At 60.3% G+C, this 14,985-nt stretch carries 14 protein-coding genes; 7 read left to right on the top strand and 7 right to left on the bottom strand.

Annotation, left to right across the window (positions count from 1 at the left end):
* Window positions 1-226: 226 nt before the first annotated feature.
* Window positions 227-2,095, top strand: a complete 1,869-nt coding sequence (locus NET03_RS04280; RefSeq protein WP_252127657.1) for a peptide ABC transporter substrate-binding protein — start codon at window positions 227-229, stop codon at window positions 2,093-2,095.
* Between the two features lie 56 nt (window positions 2,096-2,151).
* On the opposite strand, the gene NET03_RS04275 is transcribed toward NET03_RS04280, so the two are convergent.
* The 4 genes from NET03_RS04275 to NET03_RS04260 all read right to left on the bottom strand — a co-directional run bounded on the left by NET03_RS04275 (window position 2,152) and on the right by NET03_RS04260 (window position 5,397).
* Window positions 2,152-2,841, bottom strand: a complete 690-nt coding sequence (locus NET03_RS04275) for an ABC transporter ATP-binding protein (protein ID WP_252127656.1) — start codon at window positions 2,839-2,841, stop codon at window positions 2,152-2,154.
* A gap of 19 nt (window positions 2,842-2,860) precedes the next feature.
* Complete coding sequence (locus NET03_RS04270; protein WP_252127655.1) at window positions 2,861-3,121, bottom strand: GlsB/YeaQ/YmgE family stress response membrane protein; 261 nt, start codon at window positions 3,119-3,121, stop codon at window positions 2,861-2,863.
* The gene (gene trmD / locus NET03_RS04265; RefSeq protein ID WP_252127654.1) at window positions 3,108-3,899 is read right to left on the bottom strand and encodes a tRNA (guanosine(37)-N1)-methyltransferase TrmD; all 792 of its coding nucleotides are present in this window, start codon (window positions 3,897-3,899) and stop codon (window positions 3,108-3,110) included. Before trmD ends, NET03_RS04270 begins: the two co-directional genes overlap by 14 nt.
* 193 nt (window positions 3,900-4,092) lie before the next feature.
* Window positions 4,093-5,397 (bottom strand): HD-GYP domain-containing protein, encoded by a 1,305-nt coding sequence (locus NET03_RS04260; RefSeq protein WP_252127653.1) that lies wholly within the window; start codon window positions 5,395-5,397, stop codon window positions 4,093-4,095.
* 780 nt (window positions 5,398-6,177) lie between these two features.
* Between NET03_RS04260 and rfbB the strand changes: the two genes are divergently transcribed.
* Genes rfbB through aroC form a run of 6 tightly spaced genes read left to right on the top strand, consistent with a single transcriptional unit; the run spans window position 6,178 to window position 12,042 of the window.
* On the top strand, window positions 6,178-7,212 hold the full coding sequence (gene rfbB, locus NET03_RS04255) for a dTDP-glucose 4,6-dehydratase (RefSeq protein WP_252127652.1): 1,035 nt from the start codon (window positions 6,178-6,180) through the stop codon (window positions 7,210-7,212).
* Entirely contained in the window at window positions 7,209-7,922 is a 714-nt protein-coding gene (locus NET03_RS04250) for a PP2C family protein-serine/threonine phosphatase (protein WP_252127651.1), read from the top strand. Before rfbB ends, NET03_RS04250 begins: the two co-directional genes overlap by 4 nt.
* A gap of 58 nt (window positions 7,923-7,980) precedes the next feature.
* Complete coding sequence (locus tag NET03_RS04245) at window positions 7,981-8,352, top strand: AAA family ATPase (protein ID WP_252127650.1); 372 nt, start codon at window positions 7,981-7,983, stop codon at window positions 8,350-8,352.
* Window positions 8,333-10,066, top strand: coding sequence for an ABC transporter substrate-binding protein (locus NET03_RS04240; RefSeq protein WP_252127649.1), 1,734 nt, complete (start codon window positions 8,333-8,335; stop codon window positions 10,064-10,066). The genes NET03_RS04245 and NET03_RS04240 overlap by 20 nt, the downstream gene beginning before the upstream one ends.
* Before the next feature lie 26 nt (window positions 10,067-10,092).
* The gene (locus tag NET03_RS04235) at window positions 10,093-10,941 is read left to right on the top strand and encodes a GNAT family N-acetyltransferase (protein WP_252127648.1); all 849 of its coding nucleotides are present in this window, start codon (window positions 10,093-10,095) and stop codon (window positions 10,939-10,941) included.
* Window positions 10,942-10,974: 33 nt separating this feature from the next.
* Window positions 10,975-12,042, top strand: a complete 1,068-nt coding sequence (aroC, locus tag NET03_RS04230) for a chorismate synthase (protein WP_252127647.1) — start codon at window positions 10,975-10,977, stop codon at window positions 12,040-12,042.
* Here aroC and aroA read toward each other — a convergent pair.
* From aroA to NET03_RS04215, 3 genes are read right to left on the bottom strand one after another with little or no spacing between them, the layout of a single operon-like run.
* Window positions 12,039-13,343, bottom strand: coding sequence for a 3-phosphoshikimate 1-carboxyvinyltransferase (aroA, locus tag NET03_RS04225; protein ID WP_252127646.1), 1,305 nt, complete (start codon window positions 13,341-13,343; stop codon window positions 12,039-12,041). The genes aroC and aroA overlap by 4 nt on opposite strands.
* A 9-nt stretch (window positions 13,344-13,352) precedes the next feature.
* Window positions 13,353-13,808 carry a dTDP-4-dehydrorhamnose 3,5-epimerase family protein gene (locus NET03_RS04220; protein WP_252127645.1) on the bottom strand — a complete coding sequence of 152 codons (456 nt, stop codon included), beginning with the start codon at window positions 13,806-13,808 and terminating at the stop codon, window positions 13,353-13,355.
* Between the two features lie 22 nt (window positions 13,809-13,830).
* Window positions 13,831-14,640, bottom strand: coding sequence for a class I SAM-dependent methyltransferase (locus tag NET03_RS04215; protein WP_252127644.1), 810 nt, complete (start codon window positions 14,638-14,640; stop codon window positions 13,831-13,833).
* Window positions 14,641-14,985: the final 345 nt, after the last annotated feature.

Genomic DNA, 14,985 nt, shown 5'->3' with positions numbered 1-14,985 from the left:
TCGACAGATTGTAGAGCGGGAACACATTGTGCGTGGAGCAAGGGTGCCCCGTCACAGAAACAGCGCCCTACGGCACGGCCGGCCTTGCACGAGCAACTTCGAAGAAAGCCCGCAACTTGACAGTTCCGGGCTTGCGACTCTGGGTCGCGATCATAGAATAGCGCTGACGGGGTGCCGGATCCGACACGCGAGGGGCGTGTACGGGGTTGAAAGAGGAGGAGAAGCAATGAATGAATTTGAGCGTCTTCAGGCAGAAATTGGAGCCGGGCAGGTGACGAGGCGTGAGGTGCTCCGGCGGGCGGCAGCGCTTGGTCTCACGGCGCCAGCGATCGCCTCGCTCCTCGCCGCATGTGGGGGTGCACAGCAGGCAACCCCGACCGCTGCGCCCGCGGCACAGACCCCCGCTGCGGCAGCCACGCCAACGCAGGCGGGGGTCACACCAGCGGCTCAAGCAACGCCGAGCCCGGCGGCGCAGCGCGGGGGTGGCGGTACGTTGCGCCTTCTGTGGTGGCAAGCACCAACCATCCTGAATCCGCATCTTGCGCAAGGGACAAAGGATTTCGACGCCTCAAACGTCGTCTTCGAGGCGCTCGCTTACTTTGATGCTGAGGACAAGCTCGTCCCGCGGCTGGCTGAGGAGATTCCCTCTGTGGAAAAGGGAACGCTCGATCCAGAAGGACGCTGGGTCATCTGGAAGTTGCGCAAGAACGTGAAGTGGCATGATGGCGAGCCGTTTACTGCAAAGGATGTGAAGTTCACGTGGGAGTACATCACCGACGAAAAGACAACAGCCACGACCATCGGATCCTACCGTGCGATCGAGAGTGTTGAGATCGTCGATGACTACACGGTCAAGGTGAATTTCAAGCAGCCGAATCCGGCGTGGTTTGAAGCGTTTGTTGGAGACTTTGGGCTGATCTTGCCCGAGCACAAACTCCGCGAGTTTAAGGGCGAAAAGGCGCGGAACGCGGAATTCAACCTCAAGCCGATCGGCACCGGGCCGTACAAGGTGGTCGAGTTCAAGCCGGGAGACGTCGTCGTTTACGAGATTAATCAGGACTACTGGCAGGACGGGAAGCCGTACTTCGATCGCGTCGAGCTCAAGGGCGGAGGCGACGCGACAAGCGCCGCACGGGCGGTGCTCCAGACGGGTGAAGTGGACTGGGCTTGGAACCTGCAGGTTGAAGCGCAGGTGCTCCTCCAGCTTGAGAAAGCAGGGCAAGGGAAGCTGGTCATTGGTCCAGGTGCGTTTGCCGAGCGGATCATGGTCAACTTTGCCGATCCAAACACTGAGAAGGACGGTGCGCGGGCTGAGCCAGATGTTCCACATCCGTTCCTGACAAACAAGAACATTCGACAGGCAATCGCACTGGCGATCCGGCGTGATGTCATCGCGGAGCAGCTCTACGGTCCAGCTGGGCAAGTGACGGCTAACAACCTGAACGCGCCGGCACGCTTCAAGCATCCTGACCTCAAGTGGGAATTCAACCTGGAGAAAGCAGCCCAGCTGCTTGACGAGGCGGGAGCCAAGGACTCGAACGGCGACAGTGTGCGCGAGTATAACGGCAAGCCGCTCCAGATCCTCTACCAGACGTCAATCAACTCGATCCGGCAGCGAACACAGGAGATCGTCAAGGCGGAGCTCGAGAAGATCGGTTTCAAGGTCGAGCTCAAGTCGATTGACGCCTCCGTCTTCTTCTCCTCTGATCCGGGTAACCCTGACACCTACGGTCACTTCTATGCAGATATTGAGATGTATACCAATGGGCCGTCGAATCCGTTCCCACTCAACTGGGCACGCCGCTACCACTCTCGTGAGGTGGCACGGAAGGCGAATAACTGGGCTGGGATCAATATCACACGCTATCAAAATCCAGAAATGGATAAGATTCTCGACCAGCTTGCTACGGAGATGGATCCAGACAAACAGACGGAACTTTTCCGACAGATCAACTGGATCAGTGTGACTGATATTGTCGAAATTCCGCTTGTGCATCGCAATGAGGTTTCGGCGGCTGCAAAGAACTTGACCGGCTACCAGCCATCAACTTGGGCGTCCGATCTCTGGAATATCGCCGACTGGCGACGTCAATAAACTGCGCGGATGAGGCAACGTGGACCGGGCCGGTTGCGCCGGCCCGGTCTTGTTTGTCAGCGACGCAGAAGTGTGTCAGCAACAACGATGCCATCGCGTAGTTCGATCAATCGTTGGGCACGCTGAGCGATGGTGAGATCGTGGGTAACGAGGAGAAGAGTGGTGCCGTCCTGCCACGCCTGCGCAAAGAGTTCCAAAACAGCTGCGCCACTCGCGCTGTCGAGATTACCAGTCGGTTCGTCCGCGAGGAGGAGTCGTGGCTGATTAGCCAGTGCTCGCGCGATTGCGACCCGCTGCTGTTCACCGCCCGAGAGTTCACTCGGGAAGCGATGTGCAGCGTGCGCCAGCCCAACCCGATGGAGCAATTCCGTAGCGCGCTGCCGGGCTTGGGCACTGCCGGCGAGGATGAGCGGGAGTTGAACATTTTCTAGTGCGGTGAGTGTGGGAAGGAGCTGGAAGAATTGGAAGACGAAGCCAACGTGCGTCCGTCGCCAGCGTGCCAGGCCTTCCTCGTCAAGCGTGGCAAGATCGATCCCGTCAACCAAAACACGGCCACTCGTCGGCCGATCGAGGCCGGCAACCAGGTTCAGGAGCGTCGACTTGCCGCACCCAGATGGCCCAACGATTGCCACCCACTCTCCTGGCCAGATCTCAAGCGTGACGTTGTGAAGTGCCGTCACTTCGCGCTGCCCATCACGGTAAACCTTGGTCACTTCTTGCAGCTGGACGAGTGGAGTGGGAAGCACTGACGGACCCCTCAGTGGGCTATCGGCGGAGCAGGTTGGCAAGAGCGAGAAGTACACCGGCACCGACCAGTGCGACGAGCAGGCTGCCGACAAACCCTGCTGGCCCGCGGAGCCCAAGCAGATGGAAGAGATAGCCACCAATGACGGCGCCGACGAGTCCGACTGCGACGTTTCCGAGGCATCCAAATCCGCGGCCACGCGTCAAAAGCCCGGCAAGCCAGCCCGCCAGAAAACCGATGACGATCCACCCGATGAGTGAGCGCGGCTCAGTCGGTGGCACTTGACCCCCTTTCAGTGGTTTCTTTGACAATCGAGCCAAGGTGAGCAAACGGGTCTGGTGGACACTGCTGGAGTAATTGATGGTCACGCGGCGTCAACGAAGCCCTTTCTAAGAGCTCAGGGCGACGTGCCTTTGTCCGGCAGAGCGCCATCATCCGCCGCCACTCAGCAATTTTCGCGTGATGCCCGCTCAAGAGAATTTCCGGGACAGCAAGACCGCGGAAGATTGGCGGGCGCGTGTACTGCGGATATTCGAGCAGTCCGGAACTATGGGACTCTTCCGCAAGCGATTCAGGATCGATGACGCCGGGGACAAGCCGGCTGACGACGTCGATCACCACTGCTGCTGCTAGTTCCCCACCGGTCAGAACATAGTCACCAATTGAGAGTTCGCGCGCTTGAAGGATAATGCGCACGCGGTCATCGATCCCTTCATAGCGACCACAGATCAACGCGAGGCGCGGATACTGGACGAGCTCTCGAGCGACCTGCTGTGTGAACAGTTCACCAGACGGGCTCAAGATGACGATGGGGGTTGTTGCCAGCGCATCTCCGAGCACGCTTTCCACTGCGTGGACGATGGGCGGTGCCATCATCACCATGCCCGGTCCGCCGCCGTAGGGCGTGTCATCGACCGTGCGATGTTTGTCGGTCGCCCAGGCGCGAATATCGTGGAGCGCGATCTGGATGAGTCCCGCCTGTTGGGCGCGCTTGAGGATGCTCTCGTTGAGGAAGCCAGTGAACATCGATGGGAAGATCGTGAAGACATCGAAGCGCATCACTTGCCCCTTTCATCCTCAGCCTAGCAAATGAGGGTCTCGCAGCGCAGACGCCTATCAGGACAGATCGCCGCCACACGGATGACGGCGCTTTCGTGGTGTGGAGCCGAGAAGGTCACGCGGTGCGGAACAGAGACCGACACCCGGCAGCGCTGTGCGGGGCTAGAGTCAACAGACAAAGCGCTGAACGCGGTTAGGAGAGAGAAACTGCTGCCTTCTCGCGCACGGCTGCGCTCGCGCGCGCGACGGCGCGTTCGAAGGCAGCGACAACAGCGGGATCGAATTGTGATCCGGCACCACGGCGGAGCTCAGCCATCGCCTCTTCGTGCGTGAGCGCACGCCGGTAGGGACGATCGGTGGTCATGGCGTCATACGTATCTGCAACTGCGATGACGCGCGAGCCGAAAGGAATCTCCTCGCCAGTGAGTCCGTCCGGATAGCCACGACCATCCCAGCGCTCGTGGTGGTGCCGAACGATTTCAACGATATGCCGGTAGGGACTCAAATGGCGCAGGATCTCGCTTCCATCGACCGGATGGCGCTGGATCACTGCGAACTCATCGTCGGAGAGACGTCCTGGTTTACGCAGGATAAGGTCGCTGGTTGCGACTTTCCCGAGATCGTGAATGCGAGCGGCAGAGACGATCGCTTCGCGTTCTTCGACGGTGAGTTCTGGAAACTCGTCAAGGATGAGGGCTGCGAGCTGTGCGACGCGTTGGGAGTGTGCTGCGGTATAGGGATCGCGGCGATCCAAGAGGTCAGCAAGGAGTTCGAAGGTGCTCTGCGTTTCATGGTGGAGCTGTCGGTAGTCGCGGAAGGCGAGGTAGGGGCCAAGCAGCGGGATTACCATCAGCACCAACGCGAGTGGGTGCTCGCGGGCGAGGAGAGGGAAGAGGCTGCCGAGTGCGGGCAAGGCGAGGAACTCGACGAGAAGGCCGCGGGCCATTGAGCGCCAGAGATACCACGCACTGGTACCGGTGGCGATGGAGAGGAGAAGGGCTAAGAGGACAGTTTGGGCACTGGAGGATGCAACAGCGGCCACAAGCATAGCAAAGAAGTTACGCGGATTCGCAAGAGGTGATTCTCCTTCTGCCATGAAGAAGTACATTGGGCCAGCGATGATGCCCTGTAAGGCGAAATTGTTCATGTTGACCAGGATTTTGATCGGTTCCCTACGCTCGATAAGGTCATCAATGAGCGTACCGAGAACGGCGACGGCGATCCCAAGAGACGGTCCAAGGGTCAACACAGCAGCGAAGTTAATTGCTGACGAAACGGATACTGTAATTCTCGCGTGCGGCACTGGAAGATCAATAGCCAGCTGCTCAGCCAGAATAACAAGGGCCAGAAGAATGGCGGCCGTAAGGAGCGAACGAAAACTGATCTCTGCCGGAAAATAAATCGTTGCAAAGATGAACGCCGTAGCATTCGCCGTCGTGAGAAGAAGAAGAAACGGCAGAAAACGCTTAAGATCGGTGACTGTTTGTGGACTCGTCATGCGTTCTCTCGAGTCAATTAGTCCGATCCTGTGTTTACCACGATCTGGTCTGATTTTCCAGGCTCCTCAGGTGAGGTATTGGTGGCGACGATGGTGTCTATCTCTCGGGACTTTATGGCCGGGACTTGTAGGTGCTAAAGTCTTAACTTCAGAGATCGCAGAGTGTAGCAGCAGGACACCCTGTGCCGCTGAGAATTCCGAGCGGCCAGGGTGTCTATAATCAGTGGCCCCTTGTCTCCTTGGGACGTGTCAGCGAATCTTCCAGCTCTTCCACTTCACGGCGAAACTCCCTTCCCGTATGCAAACCGACCCGCACTCGGTAGTACTCTCGTCCCGCTCTGATTTCGGCCGGCCGTCCTTGCGGCGAGTACTACTGGTTACCTCCAATGTAGTACGAACGGCTCTACCTGTCAATACCCGAGTTTGCAAACCTTTGTCCCTCTTTCCGCCGTGCTACAGCGGCTTGAACGTGGGGGCGCTTCCTTCCGGTACCGCTCTGAGCAACTCACAAGGGTGACGGGTGCTCCGCTTCTCACGATGGGCTGCTGCCACGCTTGGGGGCATCTACCGAGCTGTGGTGGCAAAGACCTCTCATGGAAGACACTGGAATGGGGGAATCTATACGTGCCAAGCCACCTTGCTGTTGTCGGTTCTGATGTCCCCCAGCGGTCAGAACAGCTCCTTTTTGGACAACTCTCTCCAGTGCGTGATGGTCGGTACCAGTGGGTTGCTCATTATGCCGTGCAGATGCTAGGCTCACGCTGAACAGGGAGGGTGTCGGTGTCCACAGCGCCGTTTCGTCGTTTACTGGTGACTGGTGGTGCCGGATTTATCGGCAGTCACTTCGTCCGACTGGCTTTGGCCTGTGGGATTTCCGAGATCGTGATTCTCGACAAGCTCACGTATGCTGGAAGCCTTCTCAACCTCGAGGGAGTGCTCGACGATCCACGGGTTCGTTTTCTCCAAGGCGATGTCGCCGATCCGGATGCGGTTGCCGAAGCGATAGCCGGCTGTGAGGCGGTCGTGAACTTCGCGGCCGAGACCCACGTTGACCGGTCGCTCCTCGAACCTGCGGCCTTCGTCCAGACGAATGTCTGGGGAACGATGGTGCTCCTGGAACATGCGACCCGTGCTCGTGTTGCCCGCTTTCTCCATGTGAGTACCGACGAGGTTTACGGGGAAGTGCTGAATGGCGCGGCGAAAGAAGATGATCCGCTGCGTCCGCGGAATCCCTATGCAGCAAGCAAAGCAGCCGCCGAACACTTTGCCTATGCCTATTGGACCAGCTATGGCCTTCCAGTCCTGATCACCCGCGGTTGCAATACGTACGGTCCCTACCAGTATCCTGAGAAGTTTATTCCGCTGGCCATCACGAATCTTCTCAGCGGGCAACCGATTCCCATTTACGGTGACGGTCTGCAAGAGCGCGACTGGCTCTTTGTCGATGATCACTGCCGTGCCATTTGGATGGTGCTCCTGCACGGTGAAGCAGGGCAGGTCTACAATATTGGGGCTTCCGAGCATCGGCCAAATCTCGCGGTTGCGCGCGCACTGGTGGAGCTTCTCGGGGCGGACCCTGAGACAATTGTCCATGTGGCTGATCGTCCGGGCCATGACCGGCGGTATGCCGTCGACTGGAGTCGTCTTGCGGCTCTCGGCTGGCGCCCACGTATTTCGTTCGCTGAGGGCTTAGCGAAAACGGTCGCATGGTATTGTGCACGGCAGGACTGGTGGCGGGCCCGGCGCGATGACGCATTTGCGGCGTACTACACCCGAAACTACAAAGGTCGGGCATCAGTTTCTCGATCGTCGTGACACTCACGATCGAACTCGCCATTGCAAAGACACACCGGGCGGGTAGTCGCGAGAGCGGCGACACCGTGGAGCTCGTTGAGCGACCGGGTGGCGGCATTTCGGTCGTCCTGGTGGATGCCCAGGGTTCCGGAAGTGCAGCCAAGCTGTTGAGCCTCCAGATCGCTGGGCGGATCATCGGCCTACTGAATGAGGGTGTGCGCGATGGAGCTGCGGCACGGGCGGCACATGACTTTTTGTACACACTGCGCGGTGGACGCGTTTCGGCCGAACTGGACATTGTCTCGGTCGATCTTGCCAGCCGCACGCTCGTCGTCACACGGAATAGTGAAGCACCGCTCGTCCTCGTCCGGGACAGTGGTATTGAGGTCGTCGCTTCCACGGGCGGACGGATTGGTGTCTACCGGCATACCCGACCAGGGGTTACCGAGTGGCCGCTCGAGCCGGGGTTAGTTGCCATCGTGGTGAGTGACGGTGTTGCGCATGCCGGTCGGCGTTGGCAGCAACCGTTTGATGTTGTCGCCTATGCCCAGCAGGAGGCGTGGCCGGAGCGGACGGCGCAGGAAGTCGCTGACGGTCTCCTCGCGGCAGCGCTGACGGCTGACCGCGGAAATCCACAGGATGATATGACGATCATTGCACTCAAGCTTCACAGCGGTGGAATGGTGCAGCCAATCCGGCGACTCGCACTCTGCTTTCCCCTGCCCGAGTGAGGAACAGGGGTATACGGAACCCGGTACACTTCCCCTAACGTCAGGGTTGGAGTCTTCGATGCGTGTTGTCCTCGTTGGCCCTTGCGGGGCTGGCAAATCGACCATCGCGGCTGAGCTCGCCCGTCGTGGCATCGAGGCCATTGTCGTTGGGCAGGAACATTCCATCGTGCGCGATCTCTGGCGTCGACCAGAACCAGATCTCCTGGTCTACCTCGATGCGAGCTTAGAGACGGTGCGGGAACGACGCGGCCACGACTGGCCCGAGTGGCTCTACCGGCTTGAGCAAGAACGGTTAGCCGAGGCACGGGCGCACGCTGATCTCGTTCTCGATACCGGTCTGCTGACGGTAGACGACGTCGTCGTGCGAATTTTGTCAGTGCTCACGGAGCGTGCGTCTCGGAAGAAAAGCGATGAAGGCCCACGAGCGTAGTCGGCTGACGCTGTTTATTATTCTCCTGCTGCTCGTTCTGGCGAGCTGTCGGCTTGTTGTTCCGGCCGGCCCAGTTACGACACCAGAGGATTCGTCCTCGGTACCAGTTTCCTCACCGGATGGCTTTCCCCGAGTGGCCCTTGCGACTCCAGCAGTAACGCCGGTGCTGCCGGGAGAGATCCTCGAGGCACAAGCGGCGCCTCAGCCGCCACCGCTGGTGGGTAATCAGGTCCTCACCGTGGTCGGTTCGCCTGATGGGCCACTCACACTCGATCCGGCGCTCGTCCGCGACGTTGAGTCTGCCTTTGTGGTCCAGCAGCTGTTCCGAGGCTTGGTCCGCTTTGACCCATCGCTTCGGCCCGTTCCGGAGCTCGCCGAGCGCATTGAGATTTCTCCCGATGGGCGTACCTACACCGTCCGGCTACGACCCGATATCACGTTTCACGACGGAACACCGATCACCGCCGCTGATGTCAAGTACTCACTGGAACGGGCGTGCGATCCAGCACTGAACGGGGGTGACGGGCGGGGACTACCGGCCTGGGGGATGCTGCGTGATCTTGTTGGTGCTGAAGATCGTTTGCTCGGCCGCCGCAGTGAAATTCCGGGAGTTGAGCTCCTTAATGAGCGGACACTACGGCTGCACTTGGAGGCACCGCGCGCGACATTTCTCCTCAGCTTGGCCTTGCCGGTCGCAAGCGTGGTGCAACGAGCCAATGTGGAGCAGGGGCCCGAGTGGTGGCGACATCCCGTTGGGAGCGGTCCATTCCGGTTATTGCGGTGGGACACCGAGGAGCTGGTGCTCGGCCCACATCCTGGATACCGGCCACAGCCACCGTACCTCCGCGAGGTGCGCGTTGCGATTGGCGCAGGGGCGCTTTCACCGCTGAATCAGTACGAGCGTGGTCAGCTCGATGTCGCTCCCGTCCCGGCTTGGGCGGTGGATCGGGTGAGCGCGCCCGAGTCGCCCTACCGTGACCACTTGATTGTGCAGCCGCTCTTCGCTGGGACCTATGTGTTCTTGAACCCGGCTGTGCCGCCGCTCGACGATCCAGCCGTGCGGCGTGCATTGATTCAAGCGTTTCCCCGGGAGAAGGTGGCCCAGGTGACACTCCAAGGGAAGGTGCGGCTGGCCGAGGGAATCGTGCCAGAAGGAATGCCAGGAAGCCCGTGGACAGCTGCGACGTTGCCCACCGATCCGGAGGCTGCGCGAGCACTCTTGGCCGGGCGCAAGCTCCAGCTGGAGGTTGTGAGTGCTGGCAGCGGACTTGGAATCATGCTCGCCCGCGTCTGGGAACAGGAACTCGGCGCGGACGTCGAAGTTCTCCAGTTGGACTGGCCAGACTATCTGGACGATCTCGATGCGAGACGGCTGCCGATCTTCGTCTTTTCCTGGGTCGCGGACTATCCCGACCCTGAGGCGGTCCTTGATGCGTTGTTCGCAACGGACAGCCCTGCGCGCCCGATTGCATACGAAAACCCGCGGGTCCAGCGCTTGGTCGAGCAAGCTCGGTACACTCTGGATCCAGGCGAGCGGCGGGAGGCATTGCTCGCTGCCCAAGAAGCCATCCTTGATGAGGCGGTCGTTCTCCCGCTGACGTTCGACGTGGAATACTTGCTCGTCGCGCCGCGGGTTCGCGACCTTCCGGTGACCCCTTTGGGTATCCTCGGATTGGAGCGTGTCTGGATCGATGGATCGCACCCAGCGCGCTGAGTGCCCGTGATGCTGGTCGGAGAGAAATGGTCGAGTCAACCCTGATTGTCCCGTTGGTCCTCGACGACCTCCCACGTCTCCGGCTGAAGTGGGGAAGTCGGTACAGTGTGGAGGAGGTCGCCGAACTCGTGCGCGATGCACCCGGCCTGTCGTTGTGGGCACCAGTGACAGGTGAATATGTGCTTGCCGGTCCGTGGCGGCATCGCGAAGAGATTGTCGCACTTCTCGAAGTGACCAGTGGCGGACTCACCTATCAGTTGATTGATGCGCTTGCTGATGTTGCGACTGCACAAGGGAAGCAACTGCTCGTCTCCGCGCAACAATACGAGCGGCGTCCACCGGTGTTCTATGAGCGGACGGGTTTCGAGCTGCTCGAGGAAATCTTCGTGTACGAGATGGTGCTTTACACCGTACCACCAGGTCCATCACGGTTGCGCTTTGAGCGGGTGGATGCAGATGATCCGTTTACGCTGGGAGAACTGCTCGACCTCGATCACGAGGCATTCGACTGGCTGTGGTGGAACAGCGTAGAGGAATTCGACGAGTACATGAGTGACCCACGTGTCGACGTCTATCTTGGCCGCGAACGCGACGGGACGCCAGTGAGCTACGTGGGTGTTACGCGTCTGCGCGGTTGGGGACATTTGGATCGGCTTGCTGTGTCACCCTTCTACCAAGGGCAAGGGTACGGATACGAGTCGTTGGTGTGGGCAGTACGTGTCCTGGCGGCGCGCGGAGCTCATCGGATCGCACTCAGTACCCAGGGGAGCAATCAGCGTAGCCGTCGGCTTTACGAGCGGTTCGGCTTCCGGCGCGTACCGGAGCTGGATTATCAGATCTACGGGCGCTGGCTCGCGGATCCGGGTGGTACGTGAGTCGGGCAGACCGGATGGAGGGGTAGAGAGACAATGGGCAGCACGTTCGGCAGACTTTTCCGGGTGACGACCTGGGGTGAATCGCACGGTCCAGCCTTGGGTGTTATAGTCGATGGTTGTCCAGCTGGGCTGGAATTAAATGAGGAACTCATTCAACGTGACCTTGACCGTCGTCGAGTAGGACAAAGCGAGGTCACATCGCCGCGCCAAGAGCGCGATCGGGTGACGATCCTCTCCGGCGTTTTTGAGGGGAAGACCACTGGGGCTCCAATCTCCCTGATTACCTACAATGCCGATGCGGACTCGAGCAAGTACGAGCCCTTGCGCGATGTCTTCCGTCCCGGGCATGCCGATTACACCTACTGGGTCAAGTACGGGCATCGCGATCACCGCGGTGGCGGACGCTCGAGTGCTCGGGAGACCTGGGGCCGGGTTGCGGCAGGAGCAATCGCTCGGCAGCTCCTGCGGTCGGTGGCAGGGGTTGAAGTCTTTGCGTTCGTCCGGGAGCTCGCTGGCATCACGATTGAAACGTTCGACCGTGAGGAGATTGATCGCAACCCGGTACGGTGCCCTGACCCAGTCGCCGCACAGAAGATGGTTGCGGCCATCCTTGAGGCGAAGGAACAGAAGACAAGCGTCGGTGGCATCGTCGAGGTGCGGGCGGTGAACGTACCGCCAGGGCTCGGTGAGCCGACAATGGACAAACTCGATGCGCTGATCGGTTATGCGATGCTCAGCATCCCGGCAGTAAAGGGCGTCGAGATTGGGGATGGCTTTGCTGCGGCGCGGCTCTACGGCCATGAGCACAACGATCCCTTTGTGATAGAAAACGGGCGGGTGCGGACGCTGACGAATCATGCCGGCGGGATGTTGGGCGGTATTTCCACCGGTGAAGAGATTGTCGTGCGGCTCGCGGTCAAGCCGACATCGTCGATCGCGCGCCCGCAGCGGACAGTGGACATCTCTGGCAACGAGCGGACCATCGTCGTCGAAGGGCGACACGATCCCTCAATCTGCCCGCGTGTCGTTCCGGTCGCAGAGGCGATGTTGCTACTCGTCCTCGCTGACTGCTATCTGATGAATCGCGCAGCACGCGTCTAGCGGGCGCCTAAGGCTGCCCAGAGTCGCTCGAAGAAGTCAGGGAAAGTCTTGGCGACACAACCGGGATCATCGAGCACAATCCCGGGCACCGCGCAGCCAAGCACGGCGAAGCTCATCGCCATGCGGTGGTCGTGGTACGTGTGGACGATAGCGGGACGAACGGGCCGTGGGGTGATCCGCAAGCCATCCGGATACTCGTCAACCTCTTGACCGAGCCGACGGAGTTCGTTCGCAACTGCAGCAATGCGATCTGTCTCCTTGTAGCGGATGTGCTGCACGTTTCGGATCATCACTGGCCCATCGGCGAGCGGGGCGAGGGCTGCCAGAGTTGGGACAGTATCGGAGATAGCGTTCATGTCCGCCTCAATGCCACGGAGCGGGCGTTGCCCGATGACAGTGATCGCGTCCGGTTCACGGATCACCTGGCAACCCATCCGTTCGAGCAGGTCGACAAAGTGCACATCGCCTTGGAGCGAGCGACTACCAAGATGCGGCACCTTGACGCGGCCGGCCGTCGCTGCTGCGAGGGCAAAAAAGTATGAGGCTCCCGAGGCATCGGGCTCGATGGGATACGTTCGAGCATGATAGCGCTGTTTTCCAGGGACGACGAAGACGCGGTCGCTCTCGCGCCAGGCGCGCACGCCAAAGTCGGCCATCGCGGCGAGCGTCATTTCAACGTACGGGATCGAGACGAGCTCGCTCTCCAGTTCGATCCGTAACCCCTCCCGCGTGTACGGTCCGACCATCAGGAGTGCACTGAGGTACTGGCTTGAAACATCCCCGCGCATCCGGACGGTGCCGCCCGCAATTCCGCGTGCCCGCACCTGTACCGGAGGGCACCCGGTACCAGCCAGTGAGACGGCGTCCACACCCAACTGCCGCAGTGCATCGAGGAGGGGCTCGATTGGCCGCTCACGCATGCGCGGTACCCCGTCCACGACGTAGTCGCCGTGTCCGAGTGCGACCACTGCGGTGAGGAACCGCGCCGTTGTTCCGGAATTGCCAACGAAGAGTTCCGCCCTTTGAGCGGGAATTGCTCCTCCCTGTCCGGCCACGATCATCCGCTCAGAGGTCTCATCGACCTCGACCGAAATGCCGAGCCGCCGGAGCGACTCGACCATAACCAGGCTATCCTCACTGAGAAGCGCCCCTTCGAGGACACTCGTGCCGTCCGCGAGTGCGGCGAGGACGAGGGCTCGGTTGGTCAGGCTCTTTGAGCCGGGAAGCTGAACAACCACATCGACTGGACGTTCGGCTGGCCGAATCTCGAGGCGGTCTGGATAAGAGCGTGTGATCACCACAGGCTGCCCTCAGCGGTACTTGATGTCCCAGGAATACGGGATTTCGGGCGTGTCATACGGCAGGCGATATTCGTCCGGATTCTCCGGATCGTACGGCTCGGTAGGGAAGTTGAGCAGGTAGCAGGGTTCAGTCCCGATGTTCTTGAAGCCATGGGCCACTCCCGGTGGAATCTTGAGGACGATCCGGTTATCGTCACCGAGATAGAACTCGTTGAGTTCGCGGTAGGTTGGCGAGTCCTCCCGGAGGTCAAAGAGCGGTACCTTGATCATCCCTTTGACGCAGACGAAATAGTCGGTCTGCTTCTTGTGCCAGTGCCAGGCGCGGATGACCCCAGGCCAGGAGACCGAGACGTAGCATTGCCCAAACTTCTCAAAGAACGGATCATCGCAACGAATGAGTTCGGTGAGCGAGCCGCGCTCGTCGACATGCGTGACCAACCGCTTAATCTCCACACCGTGGATCACCGTTTTCGCCTCCGTCGGACCTTCATGTCTCGACGCGGAGCGAGTATACCGAGCGAGGCCGCCGCTCGGCGACGACGAGCATCTGTGGACTCTCGTCGGAAAGAGGCTCGAGCTCGTACGACCCGTAAATCGCCTCGATGGCAAAACCAGCGAGTTCGAGTAAGAGTTCCAGTTCGAAGCGATGAACGTAGCGGAGGATGTAGCGTGCCACCTGGCGCGTCACCTGCCCGGTCGTCTTGTCTGTGCGGTCGTAGAACAAGGTGGTGACGATCATTTGCTCGGCCGGGTGAACGGTGCGGCTCGTGAAGCGGTCGAGTCGGCTACCATCGGGTAAGTCCCAGGATGCATCCCAGGCGAGAGGCTGCTCGAGGGCGCGAAGTTGGTGGGGCGTGGGATGAAGAACGTCAAGCAAGAGGAGTCCACCGGTCTGTAGGACGCGGTGGAGCTCCGCAAGAGCTCGCTGCTGCGCGGCACGATTTGGGAGGTGCAGGAAACCATTCAGCGCCACGATTGCCAAGCGATAGCTCTCGTCAGAAAGTTGGTGCAAATCCTCGGCGTCAGTCTGGAAGAGGCGAACACTCTGCAGCTCAGCTGCTTTGAGCCGCTCCGCTGCACGGGCTAGCATGGCCGGTGACCGATCAACCCCATCTACCTGGTAACCGGCTTGGGCTAGCGGAAGCAGCAACCGGCCTGTCCCGCAGCCAATCTCGAGGATCGGTTCGCCGGTCCGTTGGGCAAAGGCCAGATAGACCTCGACATCTGCTGTGAAGTCGGCGAATTCGAGGTCGTAATACTCGGCGATCATCTCGTACGGGTCGGTCGTCCCCTGCATCCCGCCCTAGTGTACCCGGATGCGGTGAAGGCGCAACCGGGCTGCAGTCGTCGACCCGAGCGCGTTGGCCGTGATTCTGAGACTCGCTTGTGAAGAGCGATGCCGAAGCTCCCAGAGGGATTGAGGTTCTTAGGGTGGAGACCGTGATAGTGCCCCGGTGGATGCGTGCCTCGCGGCAGGACGGCACGAGGAACTCCGGTGGATCTGAAGTCAGGCGCCAAGTGTGCGCGTTCCTCATCATTCCACCGCTTTCCGGTATCGATCCCGAGCGATTGAGGAGGCGGACGGATCTAAACTTCTCCTGCGGTAGAGGTGCGCGGGGTGGAGGTACTGACTGGCAGTTGA

Origin of the sequence: Thermomicrobium sp. CFH 73360, from assembly GCF_023806465.1 — a bacterium.
Classification (GTDB): domain Bacteria; phylum Chloroflexota; class Chloroflexia; order Thermomicrobiales; family Thermomicrobiaceae; genus Thermomicrobium.
Note: the sequence above shows the minus strand (reverse complement) of the source record. Positions and strands in the feature narration are given on the sequence as shown.